Source organism: Polaromonas sp. SP1 (assembly GCF_003711205.1).
Classification (GTDB): Bacteria; Pseudomonadota; Gammaproteobacteria; order Burkholderiales; family Burkholderiaceae_C; genus Polaromonas.
This window is the reverse complement of the sequence record NZ_CP031013.1, coordinates 4,337,294-4,361,917: the sequence shown is the minus strand read 5'-3', so window position 1 is coordinate 4,361,917 and position 24,624 is coordinate 4,337,294. Positions and strand designations below refer to the sequence as shown.

Here is a 24,624-nt window from a genome sequence, read left to right as displayed (position 1 = left end):
ATGCCTTGGACCCAAGACCAGATGGCGGCGCGTGCCGCCCAGGAACTCGAAGACGGTTTTTATGTGAACCTCGGCATCGGCATTCCGACGCTGGTGGCCAATTTCACCGGTGACAAGGAGGTGTGGCTGCAGTCGGAAAACGGCATGCTGGGCATCGGCCCTTTCCCGACCGAAGACGAAGTGGACGCCGACCTGATCAATGCCGGCAAGCAGACCGTCACCACCATCAAGGGCTCGGCCATTTTCGGCAGCCACGAGAGCTTCGCGATGATTCGCGGCGGCAAGATCAACCTGTCCATCCTGGGAGCGATGCAGGTCAGCGAAAAGGGCGACCTGGCCAACTGGATGATCCCGGGCAAGATGGTCAAGGGCATGGGCGGCGCGATGGACCTGGTGGCCGGCGTCAAGCGCGTGATCGTGCTGATGGAGCACGTCGCCAAAAAGAAGGACGGCACCGAAGACATGAAGATCCTGCCGCAATGCACCTTGCCGCTGACGGGCGTGGGCGTGGTGGACCGCATCATCACCGACCTGGCCGTGATGGACGTGACGCCCGAAGGCCTGAAGCTGGTGGAGCTGGCGCCTGGCGTGACGCGTGAAGCGCTGCAGGCCAAGACCGGCGTGACGCTGATCTGAACGGTCCGGGGCTGAAGGCCCTGAAGCTCAAAAAAAGCCGCGGCCTGCTTCAGGCTGCGGCTTTTTTGTTTCCCCGGCCAGGTCTGTCGCCCTTGTCGTTTTCCGCAGTTTTGTCCCGCAGCCTGCGTTCCGCCGCTGCACCGGACTTGCGCCTGCCGGTCGGCGTGCTTTGCAGCAGTTCGTCCCGGGCCAGGTTTTCGATCATCGCCAACAGCACGGTGCGCGTGGTCTTGAGGTCTTCGGGCGCAATCCCTTCGATGCTGACGTTGTTGGTGTCTTCCGCCATGGGCACCAGCAGCTTTTTAAGTGCACGGCCTTCCTCGCTCAGGTAGACGTACATGTTTTTCTTGTTGGTGGGCAACTGCTTGCGCACGATGTAGCCCAGCGACTCCATCGCCTTCATGGCGGTGAAGGTGGTGGGCTCCATCACGCCGGCGCGCTCGCTGAGCTCTTTTTGCGTCAGCCCGTCGGACTCCCAGAGGATGCGCAGGAAGGTCCAGTGGCCGAAGGGCACACCGTGCTGCGCCAGCCGGACCTGCAGCGCCCGGTGAAAGGCGCGCGAGGCATCGCGGATCAGGTGCGCGAGGCGATCATTGGGAACGGCTTCACGCCAGTGGCGGATGATGTTTTGCGTGTCATTGCTCATGAGTTGGCATTGTGACTGACTTGGTGCCGGGGCTGGCAACTGCCGCCGGTTTGGGCCGATTCGAGCAGGGCCAGGCAGGCGGCCGTGGTGGCGCGGGCCCATTCCCCGCTATGGACGGGCGGGCGGCCTTCAACAACAGCGGCAAAAAGCTCGTCAATCACCTCCTGGCGCGGGATGGCCGGGGCGGGAAGGGCCTCAAAGGTTTTTTCACCGTCTGCGTAGATGGCGATGCCTGAAGGGCTGGGGCGCAAATCGGCTTTTTCGCAGCTCACGATGAACTGGCCGAAGTGCTGGTGCTGCAGGCCTTGCGGCAGGGCGGTGCCGGCGGTGTACAGGCTGCCGCCGTAGTTGCGTGCCGCTTTCAGCGCGGTTTCTTCGGCGGATGTCGCGGCAGCCTCCAGGCGTTTTCGGGCCGCGCCGTAATCGGCCGGGTTTTTGGCCTGGCCCATCTCGCCGATGTTGCCCAGCAACTCGTCCGAGTCGTAGTGGCCGTAGCCGCTGTAGGTGGCCGAGGCAAATGCGCCGCCTTCGAATTCGATCAATGCGCTGTAAGCGCCTTCGGTGGGGCGCGTGGCGTCCCAGGCGCCGGTGTGGGCGCGCACGCTGCGCACCAGCCCGCCGCCCAGCAGCCGCACGATGTCCATCTGGTGCGTGGCCTGGCTGTGGATCACGCCGCCGCCGGCGGCCGTGTCCAGCTCTTCGGGCCGGCGCGGGCGATACAGGAAGTCGGTGTAGTTCATGGCGTGGATCATCTTCACCGCGCCGTAGCGGCCGCTGTCGATGAGTTCACGTGTGCGCCTGATGGGGGTGTTGAAGCTGTGGCTGTGGCCGACGATGAGGTGAACGCCTGCGTTTCGGGCTGCATCAATCATGCTGGTGCACTCGTCCACCGTGAGGGCCATGGGTTTTTCCACCATCACGTGTTTGCCGAAGGAGGCGGCCAGCCGGACGTGTTCGGCGTGGAACTGGTGGGGTGAGGCGATGTAGAGCACCTCGACCGCCGGGTTGGCGCATAAGGCTTCGATGGATTCGTACGACGGCGCGCCAAAATCTTTTTCAAACTGCGCGCGGGCTTGTGCGATGGGGTCGGTCGCGCCGACGAGCGTGACGCGGCTGTCGTGCACAAAAGTGGGCAGCATGAGCGTGAAGGCCCGCCCCAGGCCCACCACGCCCATTTTGAGTTGCCGGTTTGTCATAAATCCAGTACCAGTTCCGGCGATTTTGCACGCGAGACGCACACCATGATGTGATCGGACTTTTCTTCGTCCGTGAGCACCATGTCGCGGTGTTCGGCTTCACCGGCCAGCAGGCGGGTTTTACAGGTGCCGCAGGTGCCGCTCTCGCAGGAACTCGCCACGCGCAGGCCGGTGGCGCGCAAGGCCTCCAGGATGGTTTGTTCGGCACTGACTGCCACCGTCTTCCCGCTCTTTTCAAGGCGCACGCTGAAGGGCGTGTTTTCCGCATACACCGTGGCGTCGACGCCGAAGCTTTCAAAATGCACAGCACCCGAAGGCCAGTGGCCTGACATGTCTTCCACGCTGTCCATCAGGCCCTTGGGGCCACAGCAGTAGACGTGGGCGGCGGTGGGTTTTTCAAACACCGGCCACAGGTCCAGCGCCTGGTCGATGTCCCCGTTGTCGTGGTGGATCTGCACCTTGCCGGGAAATTCGGATTGGAGTTCGGCGATGAAGGCCGTGCTGCCTGCATCGCGCGTGCAGTAGTACAGCTTGAAGTCGGCATTCGTGCGTTTGAGGTGCCGCATCATCGACAGCACCGGTGTGATGCCGATGCCGCCGGCCACGAAGATCGATTGCGCGGCATGGCTTGCCAGTTCGAAGTTGTTGCGCGGTGCGCTGACCGACAGCAATTGCCCGGCCTGCACATCGTCTGCCATGCTGACGGAGCCGCCGCGGCCGCGCCCGTCGCGCTTCACGGCGATCTGCCACGCGCTGGTGTCGGCCGGGTCGCTGCATAGCGAGTAATTGCGCCGCACGCCGTTCGGCACTTCCACCGTCAGGTGCGAGCCGGGTGTGAAGGCGGGCAGTGGTGCGCCGTCCGGATGGCGCAGCTCAAACAGGTAAATGCCTTGCGCGACTTCTTCCTTGCGTGCAACTTTTAACGCAAAGAAGCCGGGCTCGGCCGATGAAAGGGCGCCCGAGGGCGCGCTAGGGTTAACGCTCATCGTTGTCTCCACAAATTTTCTTGACAAATCGCCAAATCGCGATAATCTTAGTCATCTAAGAATAATCCGGTTGACCCGGATTTGCAAGCTGTTTTTGACGACCATTTTGAGCATGCCCGCCTTGGGGCAGCCGTTGATTTGAAGGATGTATCGCGATGTTGACCGCTGAAGAAAACAACCTGCTTTGCCGCGTTGAAGGCCAGGCCCCGATGGGCCAGCTGATGCGCCGCCATTGGACGCCTGTCTGCCTGATCGAAGAGGTGAGCGAGCCCGACGGCACGCCCGTCAAGGCGCGGGTGTTCGGCGAAGACCTGGTGGTGTTTCGCGACACCAAGGGCCGCGTCGGCGTGATGGACGAATACTGCCCGCACCGGCGTGTGTCGCTGGTATTCGGCCGCAATGAAGACTGCGGCCTGCGCTGCCTCTATCACGGCTGGAAGATGGACGTGGAGGGCAATGTGCTGGAGATGGTCTCCGAGCCCGCGGCCAGCGGCATGGCGCAAAAGGTCAAGCACCTGGCCTACCCGGTCAAAGAGTGGGGCGGTTTTGTCTGGGCCTACATGGGCCCCAAAGAAACGCAGCCTGAATTCGAGCCGCCGGCCTGGGCGCCCACCGCCGATGCCAAGGTGACGATTGCCAAGGCGCTGATCCCCTGCAACTGGGCGCAAATTCTGGAGGGCGCGATCGATTCGGCGCACAGCTCCAGCCTGCATTCGTCAGACATGGTGCCGGCGCGTGTGGAAGGCGCAGAGGCCACCGACACCAACTGGCTGCGCCCTTCGACCGACAAGGCGCCGCGCATGCAGGTGGAGCGGGGCAGCTACGGTTTTCGCTATGCGGCGATTCGCCGGCCCATCAAGAATGCGGCGGCCAACGACTACATCCGCTCGACGGTATTTGTGGCGCCTGCCACCGCGCTGATTCCGCCTAACAACCTCTACAACGTGGCCAACATCAACGTGCCGATGGACGACACGAACACGGCGTTTTATTTCATCGCCTGGGGCCACCCTGATCAGACGCCCGACACCGACACCTGGCGCAAGTTTTTAGGCCAGCAACTCGGCCCCGACCTGGACGCCAACTACGCGCCGCTGCGCAACCGCCAGAACAACTTCTGGCAAGACCGCGCGGCGATGAAGGCCGGCAACTTCACCGGCATCACCGGCTTCCCGAACCAGGACATCGCGATGTGGGTCACCATGGGACCGATCGCCGACCGCACGCATGAGCGCCTGGGCGCCAGCGACATGGCGGTGGTGGAATTTCGCAAGCAGATGCTGGAGGCAGTGCGAGCTTTCCAGGCGGGCGAGGCGGCCATCGGTACGGGTGCGTTGCGCATCCCCTCCAGCGTGGTCGCGTTCCAGGCGATCGTGCCCAAGACCACCGACTGGCGCGCCTTCAAGGCGTCCTATGTGTGGGACACGCGTGAACCCGCGCTGGAGCCTTCTTATTCGACCTGATCTTTAGCGTTTCTTTTTCGTTTTCATTTTTCCGCCACGCAAAGCCTATAAAACCTCCAGGAGACAAACCCCATGAAGAATTCCATCAACACCCCGCGCCGCCTGCTACTGGCCAGCGTTTTGCTGGCGGCCGGCACGCTGCTGCCGCAGTTTGCCAGCGCCCAGGGCGCTTACCCCAATCGCCCAATCAAGTTCGTCGTGCCTTACGCGGCCGGCGGCCTGCCCGACACGGTGGCGCGCATTTTTGCGCAGCGCCTGGGCGACAAGCTCGGCCAGGCCGTGGTGGTGGACAACCGCCCCGGCGCCAACGGCGTGGTCGCGGCGCAGGCGCTGGCCACGGCCCCCAAGGACGGCTATACCTTCCTCGTGACGGACGGCTCGATGTTCTCCATCAACCCGGCCATCTACAAGAGCCTGGGCTACGACTACAAGCGTGACTTCATGCCGGTGTCGCTGGCCGCGCGCGCGCCGCTCTACCTGGCGGTGCACCCCAAGGTGCCGGCCAACACCTTCCAGGAATTTGTCGCACTGGCCAAGGCCAAGCCCGGCACGCTGAACTACGGCTCTTCGGGTATCGGCAGCACACACCACCTGACCATGGAGGCCCTGAAGGCTTCGCTGGGCCTGCAGATCACGCACGTGCCCTTCAAGGGCACCGGCCAGTCGGTGCCGGCGCTGATCGGCGGCCAGGTCGAGGTGCTGTTTTCTGCCTTGCCGTCGCTGGTCGGCTTTGTAAAAGGCGGCCAGGTCAAGCTGCTGGCCACCAACTCGGCGCATCGCTCGGCGCAAGAGCCGAATGTGCCGGCCATCGCCGAAACCATTCCGGGCTTTGACTTCGCACCCATCGTCGGCGTGCTGGCCGCCACCGGCACACCCACGAGTGCGATTGACCGCATCAGCGCCGAGATGGCGCAGATCGCCAAGATGCCGGAAGTGATCGCCACGCTGAGCAACGCCGGCATTGAGCCCATTGGCAGCAGCCCGGCCGACTACGGCAAAGCCATCCTCGGCGAGAACGAGCGCCTGGCCAAAGCCATCGTGGCGTCCGGCATCAAGCCCGAATAACCTTCACTGAATCTTTCATCGCTTTTCCAAGGAAAACACCGCGACATGTCAAAACTGAAACTGACCTTCGGCTGCTGGAACTATGACCGCACCCGCGCCCTGATGGACGGGAGCGTGCAGCCCGACGGCATCGACCTGAACTACCTGAACATGCCGGTGGAAGAAACCTTCTTTCGCATGCTCAGGCACAAGGAGTTTGATGTCGCAGAAATGTCGCTCTCGTCGTACACGGTGTCCATGTTCAACGAGTCGCGGCCCTTCGTGGCGATTCCGGTATTTCCTTCGCGCTTTTTCCGCCACTCCTGCATCTACGTGAATGCCAACTCCGGCATTCGCGAGGCGAAGGATTTGATCGGCAAGCGCGTCGGCAACCCCGAATACCAGATGACGGCGCCGGTGTGGATACGCGGCATCCTGTCCGACCACTACGGTGTGCCCGTCGACAGCGTGACCTACTTCACCGGCGGTGAAGAGGAACCCGGCCGCTCCGAAAAGATCAAGCTGGACTTGCCGCCCAACATCAAGGTCGAGCGCATCGGCCCCGAGCAGACGCTGGCGCAGATGCTGCTGGACGGCGAGATCGACGCGCTCTACACCGCACGCATGCCTTCGAGCTTTCTCAAGGGCGGCGGCAAGGTCAAGCGCCTCTTTGAAGACTACGAGCAGGTTGAGCGCAACTACTTCAAGGAAACGAAAATCTTCCCCATCATGCACACGGTGGCGATTCGCCGCGATGTGTATGAGGCAAACCGCTGGGTGGCGCGTTCGATGATGAAGGCGCTGGAAGAATCCCAGCGCCGCACTTACGAAGACCTCTATGAAACCGCGGCGCTCAAGGCCATGCTGCCCTGGCTGACCTCGCACGTCGAGCAGGTCAAGCGCGAGATGGGCGAGGATTTCTGGCCCTACGGCTTTGAAAAGAACGAAGCCACGCTGCAAACATTTTTGCGCTACTCTTTCGAGCAGGGGCTTTCAAAACGGCTCCTCAAGCCCCAGGAGCTGTTTGCCCCCGAGTCACTTGAGGCGTTCAAGATCTGACCTGCCGCGTGCAGGTTGCTACTGTTTTGATAGCTATAAGCCAAGGTGGCGTATGGGCTAGAGGCCTATTTTGTATTTGACCTGAATGTCTGACTCTTTATTGGGCTACCTGCTGGCGAGCGGCGCTTTGCTGCTGTTCACCGCATCCATACTGATCACCAAGGTGGCCTCGAGCCGCCTGGACCTCGGCCTCGGCTTTCTGATCGCCACGGCGACCAACGTCGTTTTTTCCGCCCTGGTCTTGCTGGTCCAGGTGAGCTTGCGCCAGGAGGGCCTGAGCTGGGACATGCGCGCCTTCTTCATGTTTGCCGCGGCCGGTGCGTTTTCGACCTACCTGGGGCGCTGGTTTTTCTACGAGTCCGTGGTGCGCTTCGGCCCGGCCAAGGCCAGCATCTTCCAGATCAGCAGCCCGCTGTTCACCGCGCTGATGGCCTGGCTGCTGCTGGGCGAGCGGCTCAGTGTGCTGGTCGCGCTGGGCATGGTGATGACGATTGCCGGCCTGATGCTGGTGAGCTACAAGCCCGGGTTCTTCTCCCGCCGCAGCACCGTCACCGCGATGGCGCCGGACGGCGAGCCCGCGCCAGCCGTCGAAAAACCGCGCGCACTGCAGCGCGTGATGCAGTCGGTGCTTTTGCTGGGCATGGGCAGCTCGCTGGCCTACGCCATCGGCAATGTGTTGCGCGGCACGGCTGTGCGCGACTGGAACGAACCCATCCTGGGCGCCTTGATCGGGGCGGCCAGCGGCCTGGCTTTGCAGCTAGCGTTTGGTTCCGGTAGAGCCGGCATGGCTTCCCGCTTGCGCCAGGCCCGCCGCAGCGGCATGGCGCTTTTTGCGCTGATCGGCGTGACCACGATTTCCGCGCAGATGCTTGTCATCGGCTCCATGCGCTACATACCGCTCTCGGTTGCCACACTGGTCACGTTGTGCACGCCCATTCTTGTTTTTCCGCTGAGCTACCTGCTGTTCAGGAATGAGGACAAGATCACCGCCACCGTGCTCGCAGGCAGCGGCTTGACTTTGTTGGGTATTTTCATCATCGTGATGCGCTGACGCGCCGGGCCGGCAGGCTGCGGCAATTCACCCTTCATCAGGAGACCCAGGGCACCTCATGGACCATCCCGACAAAGCGCTGCGCCGCGATTACGCTTCCGCGGCGGAGGCCATGAAGATCCTCAACGTCAGGCAGCAGACGCTTTATGCCTATGTCAGCCGCGGCTGGATACGCAGCGTGGCGCAGCAAGGGCAAAAAGACAAGCTCTACCTGCGCGACGACCTGACGCGCGTGGGCATGCGCTCCCTGGCGCGCTCCGGCCACGGCGCGGTGGCGGCCTCGGCGATGAACTGGGGAGAGCCGATCTTTCCCACCTCTATCACCGAGATCACCGAGCAGGGGCCGCGCTACCGTGGACACCTGGCGGCTGACCTGGTGCGTTCGGGCGCGCCTTTTGAGTCGGTGGCCGAGTTGCTGTGGACCGGCGAGCTCAACGAAAAGCCTTCGGCCTGGCCGGTGCGCAAGCCTTCGGCCGAACTCATCACGCTGGCAAAAACACTCACCTCGCTACAGGCACAGGACAACGTGCTCGAATCATTCGCGCTGGTGATCCTGCTGCTGGGCATGCGGCGCGGTTCCGTGGCAGAGCGCTTGTCGCAAGGCAAGACCCTGCCTGCCGCGCGCGAGATCATGCAGACGATCGTGGCCTGCTGCGGCTTTGTCGGCCCGGCGCAAAGCTACCGGCCCATGCAACGCGGTGAATCAGTGGTGGAAGGCCTCCTGCATGCGCTGGCCGTGCCGGCCACCGGTGAGAACCGCGACGCCCTGCGCGCCGTGCTGATCCTGATGGCCGACCACGAGCTGCCGCCCGGAACGCTGAGCGCTCGCGTGGTGGCGTCTGCCGGCGGCACGCTGCACAGCTGCCTGGCCTCGGCGCTGTGCGCGACCTCCGGCGTGGATGTCGGCCGCATGTACGAACGGGTTGAGGACTTTCTGGGCCAGACGCCGACCAGGCCCGTGCTTGTCAAGCGGGCCCACAAGCTGCATGCGCAAGGCCAGAGCGTTCCCGGCTTTGACCACCCGCTGTACCCCAAAGGCGACCCGCGCGCCGCGCAGTTGCTCGAGATGGTGTTTGCCCGTGAGAATCCCAGCCGGGAGCTGCGGGCGACAGCGCGTTTTATCGACGAGATGCGCACCAGCGCCGGACTTTTGCCCCGCCAGGAGCTCGCCCTCGTCGTGACGGCACGCGCCATGGGCCTGCCGCGCCAGGCGACCGCGGCGTTGTTTGTATTGGGGCGGCTGGCGGGCTGGGTTGCGCATGTGCAAGAGCAGCGTGCTGCCGGCACGCTGCTGCGTCCGCGTGCCAAGTTTGTAGAGTCAAAGGCCGAATCCACTCCGGCCGCCTGATCGAGCCCTTTCTCCTGCCAGCATGAGCCGCGGGACTGGCTTTGCCAGACCGCAGGCGGGCGGCCCCCTCGGGGGGCAGGGAGCTACACGAAGTGAGCGACCGTGGGGGCTCCATTCAATGTTGATTCAAAGTTCAAGATTGAATGATTGAGTTGTTGTCACTAGCATGACCTAGCGCCTGCAGATTCGCGCCATAAATACTGGAGACAAGACATGCCATTCAACCGCCGCACAGGGGTTCTCGCCCTTTGCCTTTCCGCCGCCTTTGCCAGCCCGCTGGGCTGGGCGCAGGACTACCCGACCAAACCCATCCGCATCGTGGTGCCGCTGCCGCCCGGCGGCTCCAACGACGTGCTGGCGCGCCTGCTCGGGCAAAAGATGTCCGAGTCTTTCGGCCAGCCGGTGGTTGTCGAAAACAAGCCCGGCGCCGCCGGCAACATTGCCAGCGAGTTCATGGCCAGGGCCGAACCCGATGGCTACTACATCGCCGTCGCGCCCAACCAGACGGTGGCCGTCAACCCGGTGCTGTATCCCAAGCTGCCCTTTGACGTGAACCGCGACCTGACCGGCATCACCATGATGGGCCGCGTGCCCATGGTGCTGGTGGTCTCGCCCGCCAAGGTGCAGGCCACCACGGTGGCCGAGCTGATCGCCGTGGCCAAGGCCAACCCGGAAAAGCTGTCGTACGCGTCTGCCGGCTCCGGCAGCCCGCAGCACATGGCAGCCGAGGTCTTCAAGTCCATGACCGGAACCAAGCTGACCCAGATTCCCTACAAGGGCTCTGCACCCGCGCTGGTCGACGTGCTGGGTGGCCAGGTCGACGTGATGTTCTGCCCCATGAATTCCGCGCTGCCGCACATCCGCAGCGGCAAGCTGCGCGCGCTCGGCACCACCGGCACCAAGCGGGTTGATCTGTTGCCCAACGTGCCGACGATCGCCGAGACCGTGCCTAATTACGAAAGCGACATCTGGATCGGCATGGTGGCCCCGTCCAAAACGCCGCCGGCCATCATCAACAAACTCAATGCCGAACTGCGCCGCTCGCTGGCCTTGCCCGACGTGAAGGAAAAACTGGCCGAGCAGGGCATTTACGCCGAGACCAGCACACCGGCGGAGTTCACCAAACTCATCGCCGACGACCAGAAGCGTTGGGCCGCAGTCATCAAGGCGGCCAACATCAAGCCCGAGTAAGCGGCCGTACGACTGCACTTTTTTTCATCAGGAGATTTCATGACCGTCCCTTCCGGCTCCGCCGTGCGCCGCGACATCCCCAAGCCTTCCGAACCGGAGCAGACCGTCTGGGCCAGCGACGCCATCGCCGACATGCTGCGTGCGATGGATATTCCTTACGTGCTGCTCAACCCAGGCGCCAGCTTTCGCGGCCTGCATGACAGCATCGTCAACCACCTGGGCAATGAAAAGCCGCAGATGATGGTGGTGCTGCATGAAGAGCACGCCGTCGCCATCGCCCACGGCTACACCAAGGTCACCGGCAAGCCGCTGATTGCCATCCTGCACAGCAACGTCGGCCTGATGCACGGCTCCATGGCGATCTTTGACGCCTGGGTAGACCGCGTGCCCGTGATCGTGCTGGGTGCCACCGGCCCGGTCGACGCCAACAAGCGCCGCCCCTGGATCGACTGGATCCACACTGCGCAAGACCAGGCTGCGCTGGTACGCCACTTCATCAAGTGGGACTGCCAGCCGGCATCCATCCCGTCGGCGCAAGAGGCGTTGCTGCGTGCGCGGCAGATCGCCACGACGGCACCGCAGGGGCCGGTGTATGTGTGCTTCGATGCGGCCTTGCAGGAGTCCAAGCTGGCTGAGAAGCCGGCGATCCCCGATCCGGCGCGTTACCTCGCACCGCCCCAGGGGCGGCCTTCGGACGATGTTGTCGCGCAGGCCGCAGCACTGCTGTCGGGCGCCGGCCGCCCCGTGATCCTGATGGGCCGCGTCACACGCAGCGAAGCCGCGTGGGCCGAGCGCATCCAGCTGGCCGAAACCCTGAACGCCGAAGTGCTGACCGACCTGCGTGTGGGCGCGGCCTTCCCGACCGACCACGCGCTGCATGCGGCGCCCAGCGGCGCCTTCCTCACGCCGAACGCGCAGCAGGTTCTGCGCGAAGCCGACGTGGTGCTGAGCCTGGATTGGCTGGACCTGTCGGGCACGCTCAAGCAGGCCTGGGGCGACAAGCCCGTGGGCAGCAAGATCATCCAGGTCTCGGTCGACCACTACAGCCACAACGGCTGGAGCATGGACCACCAGGGCTTGCCGCCGGTGGATGTCTTCATGCTGTGCGAGCCCGAGCCCGCCGTGACCTTGCTGAACCAGCAGGTCAAGGCGCGCAAGACGCCTGCGCCGGCCAAGCGGCCGCTGCCGGTGGTGGCGCCGGTGCAGCCCGTGCCCGGCGCGTCAGGCGCCAGCAACATGATGGTGTCCACGCTCGCGGCGACCTTGAAACGCGCCGTCGGCGACCAGAAGGTGTGCCTGATGCGCCTGCCGCTCAGCTGGAGCGGCGAGATGTGGGATTTCAAACATCCGCTGGACTTCCTGGGCTACGACGGCGGTGGCGGTATAGGCTCCGGCCCCGGCATGTCGATCGGCTCCGCTTTGGGCCTTAAGGGCACTGACCGCCTGCCGGTCGCGGTGATCGGCGACGGCGACTACATGATGGGCGTCAATGCGCTGTGGACTGCGGCCAACGCCCGCATCCCCATGCTGGTGGTGGTGTGCAACAACCGGTCTTTCTTTAATGATGAAGTGCACCAGGAACGCGTGGCACGCCAGCGCCTGCGGCCGATTGAAAACCGCTGGATAGGCCAACGCATCAGTGACCCGGCGCCCGACCTCGCCATGATGGCGCGCGGCCAGGGCCTGACGGGCATTGGCCCGGTCGAGGATGCCGCAGAGCTGGAAAAAATCCTGGTCGACGCCATTGCCGCCGTGAAGCGGGGCGAGACCGTGGTGGTCGACGTGGTGGTGCAGACCGGCTACAGCGCGGCCATGACGGCGGGGCTGACGCGGTCGAAAGACTGATCTTTGATTGACTGAGGACACAAAAATTTATGCGCGCACACGAAATCCCCGCCGGCGTCTTGCCGACGCAACGCGGCCTCTACTATGGCGGCGCCTGGCACGCGCCCAAGGCGGGCGGCAAGGCCGACACCTTCAACCCGACCTACAACGAAGTCATCACCAGCGCACCGGTTGCCGATGCGGCCGATGTGGATGCCGCGGTGCAGGCTGCGCACGCTGCCTTTCCCGCCTGGGCCGCCACGCCGCCGGTGGAGCGCGGGCGCTACCTGCGCAAAGCCGCCGCCGTACTGCGTGAGCATGCCAAGCCGCTCGCGCTGCTGGACTCGCTCAACAACGGCAACCCGGTATCGGCGCTTGCGATGGATGCGGGTTTTGCCGCCGACTGCCTGGATTATTTTGCGGGCCTGGCCACGGAGATCAAGGGCGAGACCATTCCCATGGGTGACGGCAACTTCAACTACACCCTGCAGGAGCCGCTGGGTGTGATCGCCCGCATCGTGGCCTACAACCACCCCTTCATGTTTGCTGCCGCGCGCCTGGCCGCGCCGCTGGCCGCCGGCAACACGGTGGTGGTGAAGTCGCCCGACCAGGCACCGCTGTCCATCCTGCGGCTGGCCGAATTGGTGGGCGACATCTTTCCGCCGGGTGTGGCCAACTTTTTGTGCGGCGGGCGCGAGTGCGGCGACGCCATGGGCAAGCACCCGCTGGTGCGCAAGATCACGCTGATCGGCGGCGTGCCCACCGGCAAGGCCGTCATGAAAACGGCGTCCGACAACCTCAAGCCCGTGCTGCTGGAGCTGGGCGGCAAGAACGCGCTCATCGCTTATCCCGATGCCGATATCGACAAACTCGTCAACGGCATCATCGGCGGCATGAACTTCACCTGGTCGGGACAGAGCTGCGGCTCCACCAGCCGCGTGTTTTTGCATGAGTCCATCCACGACGCAGTGCTGGAAAAAGTCGTCCAGCTGCTGCCCGAGCGGCACAAACCCGGCATCCCGACCGATCCCCAGACCACCATGGGCTCGCTGGTCAGCCGCGCGCAGCTGGAAAAGGTTCAGCGTTATGTGGCCGTCGGCCTGGAAGACGGCGGACGCCTGATGTGCGGCGGCAAGCAGCCCACCGACCCGGCGCTTAAAGACGGTTTTTTCTACGAAGCCACCGTATTCGCCGACATGAAGCCGCACATGCGGCTGGCGCAAGAGGAGGTGTTCGGCCCCATCATGTCGGTCTTCAAGTGGAGCGATGAAGACACTTTGTTTGAACAGGTCAACGGTGTGGACTTCGGCCTCACAGGTTCGATCTGGACGCAGAACCTGAACACCGCCCACCGCGCGGCCAAACGCATCCACACCGGTTATGTGTGGATCAACAATTCCAGCCAACACTTCATGGGCGCGCCCTTTGGCGGCGTGAAGCAGTCGGGCATTGGGCGTGAGGAATGTTTCGCCGAACTGCTGGAGTTCACCTACACCAAGAACGTGAACCTGAAGTTCGGCTGAAACACGGAACACGGAACAAGGTGGCGGCACAGCCCCGATTGAAGCTGTGCCGGCCTGTCAGTGCGCCATCTGGCCGAAGCGGCCCGCGTTGAAGTCCTTCATCGCCTGCATGATCTCCTCGCGGCTGTTCATCACGAAGGGGCCATGGCCGACGATGGGCTCGTCAATCGGCTCGCCGCTGAGCAGCAGCAAGGTGGCGTCGCCGTTGGCTTCAAGCTGCAGGCCAACACCTTCGCGGTCCAGCAGCGCCATCTGCGCTTCACGCACCACTTCCTTGCCGTTGACCAGCACCGTGCCGTGCAACACCACGACGGCCGCGGTGCGGCCTTCGGGAATGGTCAGCGAGGCGGTTTTGCCTTCTTTCAGCCGCATGTCCCACACGTCAATCGGCGTAAACGTGTGCGCCGGTCCACGGGTGCCCTGGTAGTCGCCGGCAATCACGCGCACCGAGCCGGCGCCGTCAGGCAGGTCGACTTGCGGGATGTCTTTGTCTGAAATGCCCTGGTAGCCGGGCGCCGCCATCTTGTCTTTGGCCGGCAGGTTGACCCACAGCTGCACCATCTCGAACGGGCCGCCCGTGCGGGTGAACTCGCGCGAGTGAAATTCCTCGTGCAGGATGCCCGAGGCCGCCGTCATCCACTGCACGCCGCCCGGGCCGATCACACCGCCGTTGCCGGTGGAGTCGCGATGCTCGACTTCGCCCTTGTAGACGATGGTCACGGTCTCAAAACCGCGGTGCGGGTGCTGGCCGACGCCGCGCGGCTTGGCGGCCGGCTCAAACTGCGCCGGGCCGGCGTAGTCCAGCAGCAGGAAGGGGCTGACTTGAGCGCCCAGGGTGTTGTAGCTGAACAGCGAACGCACAGGAAAGCCGTCACCTACCCAGTGGCCGTGGGGGTTGCTGTAGATGCCCAGAATGTTTTTCATCGCGCTGCTCCTTCTATGCTGTGTGATGCCGGCAAAACCGGGTCATGCACGGAAGATGGGGGCGAAAGGTGCCTGCAATAGATACCAAAACCGCATGTCTGCGTTCTATTTTTAGAACAATCGGTAGGGTTTATTGGCGGCAAGACGGGCAAATTGGCTCGCCTGAAACGACAAAGGCCTCGTCGGAGGCCCTTGTGCAGGAAGACTGGAGCGGGTGATGGGAATCGAACCCACGTTATTTGCTTGGGAAGCAAGAGTCCTACCATTGAACGACACCCGCCCGGAAAGTCATTATAGGTAGCGAGCCTGCTCGCGTCACTAAGGCCCAGTCATCCTGATCTTCAACGCCCGCCTGAAGGGGTCGGGCAGACCCCGGAAATCAGGGCCGCAGGTAGGCCCAGCCTTCGTGCTGCTTCTTCATGATTTCGGTGACGCCGGCGGGCACATAACTGATGCCGCCGAGCATGTCGTCTTTGGTCAGCTTCTGGCCGCGCATGGTGTTTTCACAGGCGGTGACCTTGATGCCGGCCTTGGCCGCGTCGGCGATGCGCGCGCCGGTGGGTGACTCCAGTTTGAGCATGCCGATGCCCGGGCCGTAAGCGACGATCTCAATGTCGACATTGGCGGCGCCCACGTCGTCCTGCAGGTTCTTCGCGTTGTTCAGCGCCAGGTTCCATTTGGCCGGGTCGTTGTCGCTGACCTGGATCACGATTCCTTGGCGTTTTATGCCTGTAGCCATCGTGGATTGTGCATGTGCAGCTATCAAAAATGTAGCAACTGCGGTGGCGGCACCGGCCTGGACGAAGAGTCTGCGGTTCATGGTGAAGGGTCTCCTGAAGGAGGGCTTATTTCAACACAACGGCCCCATGAAACAAGCCCCCCGAACCGCTGCAAGAGGGCTCAGGGGGCGCGCCGGCTTCGCCGGGCGGCCTTATTCGCCGGCGGCGACGGGCACCGGCGCAGCGGCGGCTGCCGCAACGGCCGCCGGTGTAGCGGCGCCCGCATGAATGACATGGTCGGGTGACTTCCACAGCCTGCGGACAAACACCACCACCTGCCAGACGACCAGCGTTCCGATCACGGCCAGCAAGGTGGCGCTGATGGGGCGGTTGACGAACACGTTGAAGCTGCCCCGGCTCAGGAGCATGGCGCGGCGGAAGTTTTCTTCCAGCATGGGCCCCAGGATGAAGCCCAAAAGGAGCGGCGCGGCCTCCATCTCCAGGCGCAGGAACAGGTAACCAATCAGGCCGAATACCGCCGTGATGTAGATGTCGTCCAGGCTGTTGTTGATGCTGAAGGTGCCGATACAGCAGAAAAAGAGAATCGCCGGGAACAGCACCGTGTACGGAATCTTGAAGACCGACAGCCAGTAGCGCACCAGGGGCACGTTGAGGATGACCAGAAAACAATTGCCCACCCACATGCTGGCGACCAGGCCCCAGAACAGGTCGGGGTGGCTGGCGATCATGTTGGGCCCGGGCTGGACTCCCTTGATGACGAAGGCGGCCATCATCAAGGCCATGACGGCGTTTTCCGGAATGCCGATGGCCATGAGCGGGATGAAGCTGGTGCGTGCGGCCGCCTCGTCGGCGGCGGCCTGGCCGGCCACGCCTTCGATGCAGCCGGTGCCGATCTCATGCTTGTATTTGCTGAACTTCTTGTCGGCCGCATAGGCCGCGAACTGGGCAATCGTTGGGCCGCCGCCGGGCAGGATGCCCAGGACCGAGCCGATCACGCTGCCGCGCAAGGCACTGGGGATGATGCGCTTGAACTCCGGCCAGGTCGGCATGAGCTTGATCTCGCCGTTGAACGGTGTGAGCACGTTTTTGTTGTCGAGATTTTTCACGACCTCGGCAATACCGAAGCACCCCAGGGCGATGCTGATCAGGCCAATCCCGTCCATCAGGAAAGGCAGGTCCATGGTGTAGCGCGCGGTGCCGCTGTTCACATCGGTGCCCACCATCCCGAGCAGGACGCCGACCATGGCCATGGCCAGGCCGTTGAGCAGGCTGCCGCTGCTGACAAAGCTCACGCAGAAAAACCCCAGCAGCATGAGGGCGCAGTAGTCGGCCGGCCCAAACAGGAAGCCCACCTCACCCAGTGGCACCGCCAGGGTCGACAACACCACAATGGCCACGGTGCCGCCGATGAAGCTGGAGATGCCTGCGGTGAACAGGGCCAGGCCGGTTTTCCCCTTGAGCGTCATCTGGTAGCCGTCTATGCAGGCGACGATGCTGCTGGCATGCGGAATCTTCATCGTGATGGCGCTCACGCTGTCGCCGTATTGGGCCCCGTAGTAAATGCCGGCCAGCATGATGAGCGCCCCACCGGTGGGAATCGAATACGTCAGGGGCAGCAGCAAGCTGATGGTGGACAAAGGCCCCAGTCCCGGCAGCAGCCCGATGAGTGTGCCCACCGTGCAGCCAAGGGCGCAATAAAGGAGGTTCTGCCAGGTCAGCGCATGCTCGAAACCCAGCGAAAGGTTGTGCAGGATATCCATCAGTAGAGAGGCAGGCTAAGGCCGAGAAAGTTTTTAAAGGCAAAGGCAACCGCGATCAGGCCCAGCGAGATCTTGACGTTGCGCACCAGGGAATAGGACGTGCCGGCGAGGGTGGAGCAAAACACCAGAAACACGATGGCCAGGATCATGTTGATGTAATGGGAGATCACGGCAAACCCGACAAGGCTCAGCAGAATCAGGGCGATATTCTTGACACCGTAGTCCAGGGGGACTGGGTCGTAGAAGTGCGAACGCACGACCGTGAGCACGCCAATCACAAACAGCAGGGAGCTCACGATCAGGGGAAACATCCCGGGCCCGGACCTGCTTAACTCGCCTGTCTTGTAATTCAGCGACACCAGGCCAAAGAGCAGGGCGATCGCCATGAGGCACAGGCCCCGCACGAAGTTGCGGTTGTTCATGTTCATAGGGGCTTGCTCCATGGCTGCGCCACTGCGGGCGTTGTCACAAACGGGGGGTGTGTCATCCTGTCTCCTTGTGGTGGTGTCCCGGCTTTCGGGGTGGAGCGGATGTTAGGAAGCGAGGCTTCCAATCGGCTTTCGTTTTACGCGGCCGATCCCAAAATACGTGTTATCACTAACAGCGACGGGCGCACCCGTGAAGCCGCCGGCTGCGGCCCGATCGCGTGCACTTGACGCTATGAGCCTGATGCCAGCGGCAGCCGCAGCAGGGCGCGCAGTCCGGTGCCGGAGGCCGGGTCGGCCAGCTCGATGTCGCCGCCGTTGCGCCTGGCATAAGCACGCGCGATGGCCATGCCCAGCCCGGCGCCGCGCGCGCCGTTGCCGGACGGGCCGGCCGAATGAAAGCGCTCAAACACCTCGGCCCACCGCGCTGGGGCAATGCCGGGGCCGTCGTCGCGCACTTCGGCCAGTGCCATGCCGCCCTGGCTGCTCACCTTCACGGTGATGTGCCCGCCCGCCGGCGTGTAGACGATGGCGTTGTGCACCAGGTTGGAGAGCGCCTCGTGCAGCTCGAGGCTGCGCGCCAGCACCGGCACGTCCCCCGCGGCATCCACCCAGCCCAGGTCCTGGTTTTTCTCGCGGGCCAGTGCCAGGTGCTGCAGCACTACGCCTTTGGCAACACTGTTGAGATATACAAGACCGGGTGCATCTTCCGGCGGTGCGCTCTCATTGGCGTGAGCCAGCGACAGCAGCTGCTCGCACAGGCGCCGGCTGCGCGAGATCTGTACCACCATGGCGCGCAAAGTGGCGTGAAGCTGTTCCGGGTCTTTTTCGCGCAGCGCGACACCGGCCTGGGTCAGCATGATGGCCAGCGGGGTGCGCAACTGGTGCGATGCGTCGGCCAGGAACTGCGACTGCTGCTCGAGCAGCTCGCGGTAGCTGGCCAGGTGCTGGTTGACGGCGTCGACGAGCGGCGCCACTTCATGCGGCACGCCGCTGGTGTCCAGCGGCTGGAGGTCGCGGCCTTTGTTTTGCAGCACGGTTTTGCGCAGGCGCTCCAGCGGCCGCAGCGACCACGTCACGCCCAGCCAGACCAGCAGGACCATCACCAGCACCATGCGGGTGTCGCGTATGAGTTCCTGCCGCAGCGTGGCTGCCTGCGCACGGTCGCGCGGCTCGGTGCTTTCGGCCACCTGGATCAGGAGGTCAAAGGCCTGGCCGCGGCCGTCAAACACCTTGCTCTGGAGCGCCACCACGCGGACCGTCTGGCCCCGGTAGTCGCTGTCGTACCAGGCCGTGACGGGGATTTCCGGGGCGGCAGCCCCCACCGGCCGTGCGGGCGGCGCCGGCAGGTCGGTTTCGCCCAGCAGGGTCAGCTCACGCGGGGCTGCCGCGCCTTGCGGCGTCAACCCGATATGCAGGTGCTTTTGCAAGGGGCCGGTCGCATCGATCAAGGCCTGCACCGCCAGCGGTGCGTTCAGGCGCAGCACACCGTCTTGCGCCACCGACAGGCTGCCGCGCAGCACGTGGACGGACTCCAGCATGGCCTGGTCGTAGGCGTCCTGCACCTGCTTGTGCAGGGCGCTGTAGTCGTTCCAGCTGTCCAGGGCCAGCAGGCCCAGGATGGCCGGGAGCAGCAGCGTCAGCAGGCGCGCGCGAATGCCGAAGCGGTCGGGGTCAGTCCGCAGTATCTTCATGCGCCTCGTCCGCAATAGCCTCCAGCATGTAGCCCAGGCCGCGCACGGTCACGATGCGCACGTCACCGCCATCGAGCTTGCGGCGCAGGCGGTGAAGCACCAGCTCGATGGCATCGGGGCCGGCGTTGCTGTCGGCCGGAAACACCTTGGCCGAGAGCTGCGATTTTTCCACCGGCGAGCCGCTGCGTGCCAGCAGCACCGACAGGGCCGCACCCTCGCGCGGCGTGAGCTGCAGCAGCGTGCCGGCCAGCGTGAAGGCCCGGCTGTCGTGGGCGCACGAGAGCGAGCCGCATTGCAGCGGCGCGTGCGAGCGCCCGCGGCTGCGCCGCACCAGCGCGGCCAGGCGCGCCTCAAGCTCTTCAATCGCAAAGGGCTTGGTCAGGAAGTCGTCGGCCCCGACGTTCAGGCCTTTGACGCGGTCTTGCAGCGAACCCTGCGCGGTCAGCACCAGCACGGGCGTGCGGTTGCCCGCCTTGCGGATGTCGGCCAGCAGGTTGAGCCCGTGTTTGTCGGGCAGCCGCAAATCGAGCACCACCGCATCGTATTCATTGCCCGCCAGCAGCGACTCGGCGGTGCCGGCGTCGGGCGCGTGGTCGGGCACAAAGCCGCTTTGCTTGAAAGCGCGCACCAGCCATGCGGCCATCTCGGCTTCGTCTTCGACAAGAAGAATGCGCATAGGTGTGGCGTTTAGCGGGTCAGATCAACGCTGGATGTCGCCCAGGCAGAGGTACTTCATCTCGAGGTACTCCTCCATGCCGTGGCTGGAGCCCTCACGGCCCAGGCCCGACTGCTTGACGCCGCCGAAGGGCACGTGTTCGGTGGCGATCACGCCCACGTTGATGCCGACCATGCCGTATTCCAGCGCCTCGGCCACGCGGTAAATGCGCCCGATGTCGCGGCTGTAGAAGTAGCTGGCCAGGCCGAACTCGGTGTTGTTGGCCGCATCAACCGCTTCCTGCTCTTTGTGAAAGCGGAACACCGGCGCGAACGGGCCGAAGGTTTCTTCTTTGGCGCAGAGCATGCCGGCGGTGGCTTCCGAGATCACGGTCGGCTCAAAAAACTGGCCCTTGATCTTGTGGCCGCCCACCAGCAGCTTGCCGCCTTTGGCCAGTGCGTCATCCACATGGCGCTGCACCTTCTCGACAGCCGCGTCTTCAATCAGCGGCCCTTGCGCCACGCCGTCTTCAAAGCCGTTGCCCACCTTCAGCAGCTTGACCTTGGCGGCGAATTTTTCGACGAACTGGTCGTACACACCGTCCTGTACATAAATGCGGTTGGCGCATACACAGGTCTGGCCGGCGTTGCGGTATTTGCTGGCCATCGCGCCTTCGACGGCCGAGTCCACGTCGGCATCGTCAAACACGATGAAGGGTGCGTTGCCGCCCAGCTCCAGCGCCAGCTTTTTGACCGACGGCGCGCTTTGCGCCATCAGGATGCGCCCGACCTCGGTGGAGCCGGTGAAGCTGATGTGGCGCACCGTGTCGCTGGCGCAGAACACCTTGCCCACGGCAATCGAGTTACCGCTGTCGGCTGTCAACACATTGAGCACACCGGCCGGGATGCCGGCGCGCACGGCCAGCTCGGCGGCGGCCAGCGCCGTCAGCGGGGTCAGCTCGGCGGGTTTGATGACCACGGGGCAGCCGGCGGCCAGGGCCGGGGCGACCTTGCGGGTGATCATGGCCAGCGGGAAGTTCCAGGGCGTGATGGCTGCGCACACGCCGATGGGCTGCTTGATGACCATCAGGCGGCGGTTGTTGTCGAACTGGGGCAGCGTTTCGCCGTTAACGCGCTTGGCTTCTTCGGCAAACCACTCGACAAAGCTGGCGCCGTAGGCGATTTCACCCTTGGCCTCGGCAAAGGGCTTGCCCTGCTCGGCGGTCATGATGCGGCCCAGGTCCTCCTGGTTGGCCATCAGCAACTGGTACCACTTGAGCAGGATGGCGTGGCGCTCCTTGCCGGTCTTGTTGCGCCAGGCGGGCCAGGCGGCGTTGGCAGCGGCAATCGCGGCTTCGGCCTCCTGAGGGCCCAGATTGGCCACGTCGGCCAGTTTCAGGCCTGTGGCCGGGTCATTCACGTCAAACCGGGCCTGGCCGGCCACCCACTGGCCGTTGATCAGGGCGTCGGTCTTGAACAGGCTGGGGTCTTTCAGCAGGGAAATCGGGGAGGTTTTCATATCCATGGCTTGTCTCTTTTCAGGTGCTCTGTAGGGGGGAGGGGCGGCCGGGGCCGCTTGGGCAGCTTTTAAGCATAGCGCGTTGGGGCCATCCCCGCTGTCGCCCCCGGGAAGCTTGACCCCGGTCAGCCCCGTCTCTGGCTGCCAAACTTATAATCAAATGTTTAAGTAAATCAAGCATTTAGGCATTTCGCCCCAGCCGGAACGCATTGTTTTGGCTGCGGGCGGCCCCCAACTGGCAGAACATGAGCACATCCACCCCCACGTCCACCACCACGCCTGTCATCACCGTCTCGGAAATCCGCAAGACCTTCCTGGATTTCTTCGCGTCCAAGGGCCACACCGTGGTGCCGTCCAGCTCGCTGGTGCCGGGCAACGACCCGACGCTGATGTTCACCAACTCGGGCATGGTGCAGTTCAAGGACGTGTTCCTCGGCACCGACAAGCGCCCTTATGTGCGTGCGGCCTCGGTGCAGGCCTGCCTGCGTGCCGGCGGCAAGCACAACGACCTGGAAAACGTGGGCTACACCGCGCGCCACCACACCTTCTTTGAAATGCTGGGCAACTGGAGCTTTGGCGACTACTTCAAGCGCGAGTCGCTCAAGTGGGCCTGGGAGCTGCTGACCGAGGTCTACAAGCTGCCGCCCGAACGCCTGCTGGCCACCGTGTACGCCGAAGACGACGAGGCCTTTGACATCTGGACCAAGGAAATCGGCCTGCCGCCGGAGCGCGTGATCCGCATCGGCGACAACAAGGGCGGGCGCTACAAGTCCGACAACTTCTGGATGATGGCCGACACCGGCCCCTGCGGCCCCTGCAGCGAAATCTTTTACGACCATGGCCCGCACATCCCCGGCGGCCCGCCCGGCAGCCCGGATGAAGACGGCGACCGCTTCATCGAGATCTGGAACAACGTGTTCATGCAGTTCGACATGGCCGCCGACGGCAGTGTCACCAAGCTGCCCGCGCCTTGCGTCGACACCGGCATGGGCCTGGAGCGCCTGGCCGCCATCCTGCAGCACGTGCACAGCAACTACGAGATCGACATCTTCGCCGCGCTGATCAAGGCCGCCGCCCGCGAGACCGGTGAGAAAGACCTGGACAACAAATCCCTGCGCGTGATCGCCGACCACATCCGCGCCACTGCGTTTTTGGTGAGCGACGGCGTCAACCCGTCCAACGAAGGCCGCGGTTATGTGCAGCGCCGGATCATCCGCCGCGCCATCCGCCACGGCTACAAGCTGGGCAAAAAAACGCCTTTCTTCCACAAGCTGGTGGCCGACCTGGCCCGACTGATGGGCGAGGCCTACCCCAAGCTCAAGACCGACGAAGCCCGCATCACCGCAGTGCTCAAGGCTGAAGAAGAGCGCTTCTTTGAAACGCTGGAAATCGGCATGACGATCCTGGACACGGCGCTCGCCGGCGGCGCCAAGGTGCTGCCGGGCGAGGTGGCCTTCAAGCTGCACGACACCTACGGCTTCCCGCTGGACTTGTCGGCCGACGTGTGCCGCGAGCGTGGCGTGGAAGTGGATGAGGCCGGCTTCAAGGCCGCCATGGACAAGCAAAAGAACCAGGCACGCGCCGCCGGCAAGTTCAAGATGGACCGCGCGCTGGAGTACACCGGCAGCGGCAATACCTTTACCGGCTACGAGCTGCTGGAAGAGCCCGCCAAAGTGGTGGCGCTGTATGTTGATGGTGTTGCGGTGCAGGCCATCAACGCGGGCCAAAACGGCGTGGTGGTGCTGAACACGACCCCTTTCTACGCCGAGAGCGGCGGCCAGGTCGGCGACCAGGGCCGGCTGACGGCAGCCGGCGCTACCTTCACGGTGGATGACACCCTCAAGATCAAGGCCGACGTGTTCGGCCACCACGGCACGCAGGAAGCCGGCACGCTGAAAGTCGGCGATGCGGTGACGGCGCAGGTCAACACCGCCCTGCGCGCCGCCACCGTGCGCAACCACAGCGCCACGCACTTGATGCACAAGGCGCTGCGCGAAGTGCTGGGCGACCATGTGCAGCAAAAGGGCAGCCTGGTGAACGCCGAGCGCACCCGTTTTGACTTCGCGCACAACGCGCCGGTCACCGACGCGCAGATCCGCGAGATCGAGGCGCGCGTGAATGCCGAAATTTTGTCCAACGTGGCGACCGACGCCAGCGTGATGGCGATGGAAGACGCGCAGAAATCCGGCGCGATGATGCTGTTTGGCGAGAAGTACGGCGAGACCGTGCGCGTGTTGACGATCGGCTCCAGCAAGGAACTTTGCGGTGGCGTTCACGTCAAGCGCACCGGCGATATTGGTCTCTTCAAGATCGTGGCCGAAAGCGGCGTGGCGGCGGGCGTGCGGCGTGTGGAAGCCGTGACCGGCGAGAACGCGCTGGCTTACCTGCAGTCGCTGGAGTCCACCGTGCAATCGGCAGCCGGCTCACTCAAGGCCAGCCCGTCGGAGTTGCAGGGCCGCATCGGCCAGGTGCTGGACCAGGTCAAGTCGCTTGAAAAAGAAATCGCCGCGCTCAAGGGCAAGCTGGCTTCGTCCCAAGGCGACGAGCTGCTAACCCAGGCGGTGGACGTGAAGGGGCTGAAAGTGCTGGCCGCCAAGCTCGAAGGCGCCGACGCCAAGACGCTGCGCGACACCATGGACAAACTGAAAGACAAGCTCAAGACGGCTGTCATCGTGCTGGCTGCGGTCGACGGCGACAAGGTGCAGATCGCCGCCGGCGTAACGGCCGACAGCGTGGGCAAGGTCAAGGCCGGCGAGCTGGTGAACTTTGTGGCTCAGCAAGTGGGCGGCAAGGGCGGCGGCAAGGCCGACATGGCCATGGCCGGCGGCACCGATGCGTCCAAACTGGGCGATGCGCTGAAGTCGGTGCACGCCTGGGTGACTGAGCGCGCTTAAAGCCGATTGCTATCAATTCAATAGCTACCGGCCAAGGCAGGTAAAGG

20 protein-coding genes and 1 tRNA gene are annotated in these 24,624 nt (G+C 64.0%); 10 read left to right on the top strand and 11 right to left on the bottom strand.

Annotation, left to right across the window (positions count from 1 at the left end; genetic code table 11):
* A complete protein-coding gene (locus tag DT070_RS20450; protein ID WP_122957047.1) occupies nt 1-636 on the top strand; it encodes a 3-oxoacid CoA-transferase subunit B in 636 nt (211 codons plus the stop codon).
* Between the two features lie 49 nt (nt 637-685).
* Here DT070_RS20450 and DT070_RS20445 read toward each other — a convergent pair whose 3' ends face one another.
* The 3 genes from DT070_RS20445 to DT070_RS20435 are packed head-to-tail and all read right to left on the bottom strand — an operon-like array spanning nt 686 to nt 3,464.
* Nucleotides 686-1,282 carry a MarR family winged helix-turn-helix transcriptional regulator gene (locus DT070_RS20445; RefSeq protein ID WP_228778632.1) on the bottom strand — a complete coding sequence of 199 codons (597 nt, stop codon included), beginning with the start codon at nt 1,280-1,282 and terminating at the stop codon, nt 686-688.
* Nucleotides 1,279-2,478 (bottom strand): Gfo/Idh/MocA family protein, encoded by a 1,200-nt coding sequence (locus DT070_RS20440; protein WP_122957046.1) that lies wholly within the window; start codon nt 2,476-2,478, stop codon nt 1,279-1,281. The genes DT070_RS20445 and DT070_RS20440 overlap by 4 nt, the downstream gene beginning before the upstream one ends.
* Complete coding sequence (locus DT070_RS20435; RefSeq protein WP_122957045.1) at nt 2,475-3,464, bottom strand: PDR/VanB family oxidoreductase; 990 nt, start codon at nt 3,462-3,464, stop codon at nt 2,475-2,477. Before DT070_RS20435 ends, DT070_RS20440 begins: the two co-directional genes overlap by 4 nt.
* A 155-nt stretch (nt 3,465-3,619) precedes the next feature.
* Between DT070_RS20435 and DT070_RS20430 the strand changes: the two genes are divergently transcribed.
* The 8 genes from DT070_RS20430 to DT070_RS20395 all read left to right on the top strand — a co-directional run bounded on the left by DT070_RS20430 (nt 3,620) and on the right by DT070_RS20395 (nt 13,967).
* The gene (locus DT070_RS20430) at nt 3,620-4,927 is read left to right on the top strand and encodes a Rieske 2Fe-2S domain-containing protein (protein ID WP_122957044.1); all 1,308 of its coding nucleotides are present in this window, start codon (nt 3,620-3,622) and stop codon (nt 4,925-4,927) included.
* Nucleotides 4,928-4,999: 72 nt separating this feature from the next.
* On the top strand, nt 5,000-5,992 hold the full coding sequence (locus DT070_RS20425; RefSeq protein WP_122957043.1) for a tripartite tricarboxylate transporter substrate binding protein: 993 nt from the start codon (nt 5,000-5,002) through the stop codon (nt 5,990-5,992).
* Between the two features lie 45 nt (nt 5,993-6,037).
* Nucleotides 6,038-7,030, top strand: a complete 993-nt coding sequence (locus tag DT070_RS20420; RefSeq protein ID WP_092131532.1) for a 4,5-dihydroxyphthalate decarboxylase — start codon at nt 6,038-6,040, stop codon at nt 7,028-7,030.
* An 85-nt stretch (nt 7,031-7,115) separates the two neighbouring features.
* Nucleotides 7,116-8,081, top strand: coding sequence for a DMT family transporter (locus DT070_RS20415; protein WP_122957042.1), 966 nt, complete (start codon nt 7,116-7,118; stop codon nt 8,079-8,081).
* Between the two features lie 58 nt (nt 8,082-8,139).
* Nucleotides 8,140-9,429, top strand: coding sequence for a citrate synthase (locus tag DT070_RS20410; protein ID WP_228778633.1), 1,290 nt, complete (start codon nt 8,140-8,142; stop codon nt 9,427-9,429).
* 213 nt (nt 9,430-9,642) lie between these two features.
* A complete protein-coding gene (locus DT070_RS20405; RefSeq protein WP_122957041.1) occupies nt 9,643-10,620 on the top strand; it encodes a tripartite tricarboxylate transporter substrate binding protein in 978 nt (325 codons plus the stop codon).
* Nucleotides 10,621-10,659: 39 nt separating this feature from the next.
* Nucleotides 10,660-12,465 (top strand): thiamine pyrophosphate-binding protein, encoded by a 1,806-nt coding sequence (locus DT070_RS20400; RefSeq protein ID WP_122957040.1) that lies wholly within the window; start codon nt 10,660-10,662, stop codon nt 12,463-12,465.
* 29 nt (nt 12,466-12,494) lie between these two features.
* Nucleotides 12,495-13,967 (top strand): aldehyde dehydrogenase family protein, encoded by a 1,473-nt coding sequence (locus DT070_RS20395; RefSeq protein WP_122957039.1) that lies wholly within the window; start codon nt 12,495-12,497, stop codon nt 13,965-13,967.
* A 57-nt stretch (nt 13,968-14,024) separates the two neighbouring features.
* Here DT070_RS20395 and DT070_RS20390 read toward each other — a convergent pair whose 3' ends face one another.
* The 8 genes from DT070_RS20390 to DT070_RS20355 form a co-directional block, all read right to left on the bottom strand.
* A complete protein-coding gene (locus DT070_RS20390) occupies nt 14,025-14,891 on the bottom strand; it encodes a pirin family protein (protein WP_122957038.1) in 867 nt (288 codons plus the stop codon).
* Nucleotides 14,892-15,097: 206 nt separating this feature from the next.
* Nucleotides 15,098-15,171: transfer RNA gene (locus DT070_RS20385), tRNA-Gly, on the bottom strand.
* A 99-nt stretch (nt 15,172-15,270) separates the two neighbouring features.
* Nucleotides 15,271-15,711 (bottom strand): DsrE family protein, encoded by a 441-nt coding sequence (locus DT070_RS20380; protein WP_122957037.1) that lies wholly within the window; start codon nt 15,709-15,711, stop codon nt 15,271-15,273.
* A 111-nt stretch (nt 15,712-15,822) separates the two neighbouring features.
* Complete coding sequence (locus tag DT070_RS20375) at nt 15,823-17,391, bottom strand: tripartite tricarboxylate transporter permease (protein WP_122957036.1); 1,569 nt, start codon at nt 17,389-17,391, stop codon at nt 15,823-15,825.
* Entirely contained in the window at nt 17,391-17,813 is a 423-nt protein-coding gene (locus tag DT070_RS20370; protein WP_122957520.1) for a tripartite tricarboxylate transporter TctB family protein, read from the bottom strand. The genes DT070_RS20375 and DT070_RS20370 overlap by 1 nt, the downstream gene beginning before the upstream one ends.
* A gap of 236 nt (nt 17,814-18,049) precedes the next feature.
* Nucleotides 18,050-19,510, bottom strand: a complete 1,461-nt coding sequence (locus DT070_RS20365) for a sensor histidine kinase (RefSeq protein WP_122957035.1) — start codon at nt 19,508-19,510, stop codon at nt 18,050-18,052.
* Complete coding sequence (locus tag DT070_RS20360; RefSeq protein ID WP_122957034.1) at nt 19,491-20,186, bottom strand: response regulator; 696 nt, start codon at nt 20,184-20,186, stop codon at nt 19,491-19,493. The genes DT070_RS20365 and DT070_RS20360 overlap by 20 nt, the downstream gene beginning before the upstream one ends.
* A gap of 24 nt (nt 20,187-20,210) precedes the next feature.
* Entirely contained in the window at nt 20,211-21,689 is a 1,479-nt protein-coding gene (locus tag DT070_RS20355; RefSeq protein WP_122957033.1) for an NAD-dependent succinate-semialdehyde dehydrogenase, read from the bottom strand.
* Nucleotides 21,690-21,928: 239 nt separating this feature from the next.
* Here DT070_RS20355 and alaS point away from each other — a divergent pair, with 239 nt between their 5' ends.
* A complete protein-coding gene (gene alaS, locus DT070_RS20350; protein ID WP_122957519.1) occupies nt 21,929-24,577 on the top strand; it encodes an alanine--tRNA ligase in 2,649 nt (882 codons plus the stop codon).
* Nucleotides 24,578-24,624 lie beyond the last annotated feature (47 nt).

Coding starts and splice junctions, on each gene's coding strand:
- DT070_RS20410 (WP_228778633.1), top strand. CDS start 8,140: ATGGACCATCCCGACAAAGCGCTGCGCCGCGATTACGCTTCCGCGGCG.
- DT070_RS20405 (WP_122957041.1), top strand. CDS start 9,643: ATGCCATTCAACCGCCGCACAGGGGTTCTCGCCCTTTGCCTTTCCGCC.
- DT070_RS20445 (WP_228778632.1), bottom strand. CDS start 1,282: ATGAGCAATGACACGCAAAACATCATCCGCCACTGGCGTGAAGCCGTT.
- DT070_RS20425 (WP_122957043.1), top strand. CDS start 5,000: ATGAAGAATTCCATCAACACCCCGCGCCGCCTGCTACTGGCCAGCGTT.
- DT070_RS20430 (WP_122957044.1), top strand. CDS start 3,620: ATGTTGACCGCTGAAGAAAACAACCTGCTTTGCCGCGTTGAAGGCCAG.
- DT070_RS20390 (WP_122957038.1), bottom strand. CDS start 14,891: ATGAAAAACATTCTGGGCATCTACAGCAACCCCCACGGCCACTGGGTA.
- DT070_RS20375 (WP_122957036.1), bottom strand. CDS start 17,391: ATGGATATCCTGCACAACCTTTCGCTGGGTTTCGAGCATGCGCTGACC.
- alaS (WP_122957519.1), top strand. CDS start 21,929: ATGAGCACATCCACCCCCACGTCCACCACCACGCCTGTCATCACCGTC.
- DT070_RS20420 (WP_092131532.1), top strand. CDS start 6,038: ATGTCAAAACTGAAACTGACCTTCGGCTGCTGGAACTATGACCGCACC.
- DT070_RS20355 (WP_122957033.1), bottom strand. CDS start 21,689: ATGGATATGAAAACCTCCCCGATTTCCCTGCTGAAAGACCCCAGCCTG.
- DT070_RS20415 (WP_122957042.1), top strand. CDS start 7,116: ATGTCTGACTCTTTATTGGGCTACCTGCTGGCGAGCGGCGCTTTGCTG.
- DT070_RS20450 (WP_122957047.1), top strand. CDS start 1: ATGCCTTGGACCCAAGACCAGATGGCGGCGCGTGCCGCCCAGGAACTC.
- DT070_RS20395 (WP_122957039.1), top strand. CDS start 12,495: ATGCGCGCACACGAAATCCCCGCCGGCGTCTTGCCGACGCAACGCGGC.
- DT070_RS20440 (WP_122957046.1), bottom strand. CDS start 2,478: ATGACAAACCGGCAACTCAAAATGGGCGTGGTGGGCCTGGGGCGGGCC.
- DT070_RS20380 (WP_122957037.1), bottom strand. CDS start 15,711: ATGAACCGCAGACTCTTCGTCCAGGCCGGTGCCGCCACCGCAGTTGCT.
- DT070_RS20370 (WP_122957520.1), bottom strand. CDS start 17,813: ATGAACAACCGCAACTTCGTGCGGGGCCTGTGCCTCATGGCGATCGCC.
- DT070_RS20360 (WP_122957034.1), bottom strand. CDS start 20,186: ATGCGCATTCTTCTTGTCGAAGACGAAGCCGAGATGGCCGCATGGCTG.
- DT070_RS20365 (WP_122957035.1), bottom strand. CDS start 19,510: ATGAAGATACTGCGGACTGACCCCGACCGCTTCGGCATTCGCGCGCGC.
- DT070_RS20400 (WP_122957040.1), top strand. CDS start 10,660: ATGACCGTCCCTTCCGGCTCCGCCGTGCGCCGCGACATCCCCAAGCCT.
- DT070_RS20435 (WP_122957045.1), bottom strand. CDS start 3,464: ATGAGCGTTAACCCTAGCGCGCCCTCGGGCGCCCTTTCATCGGCCGAG.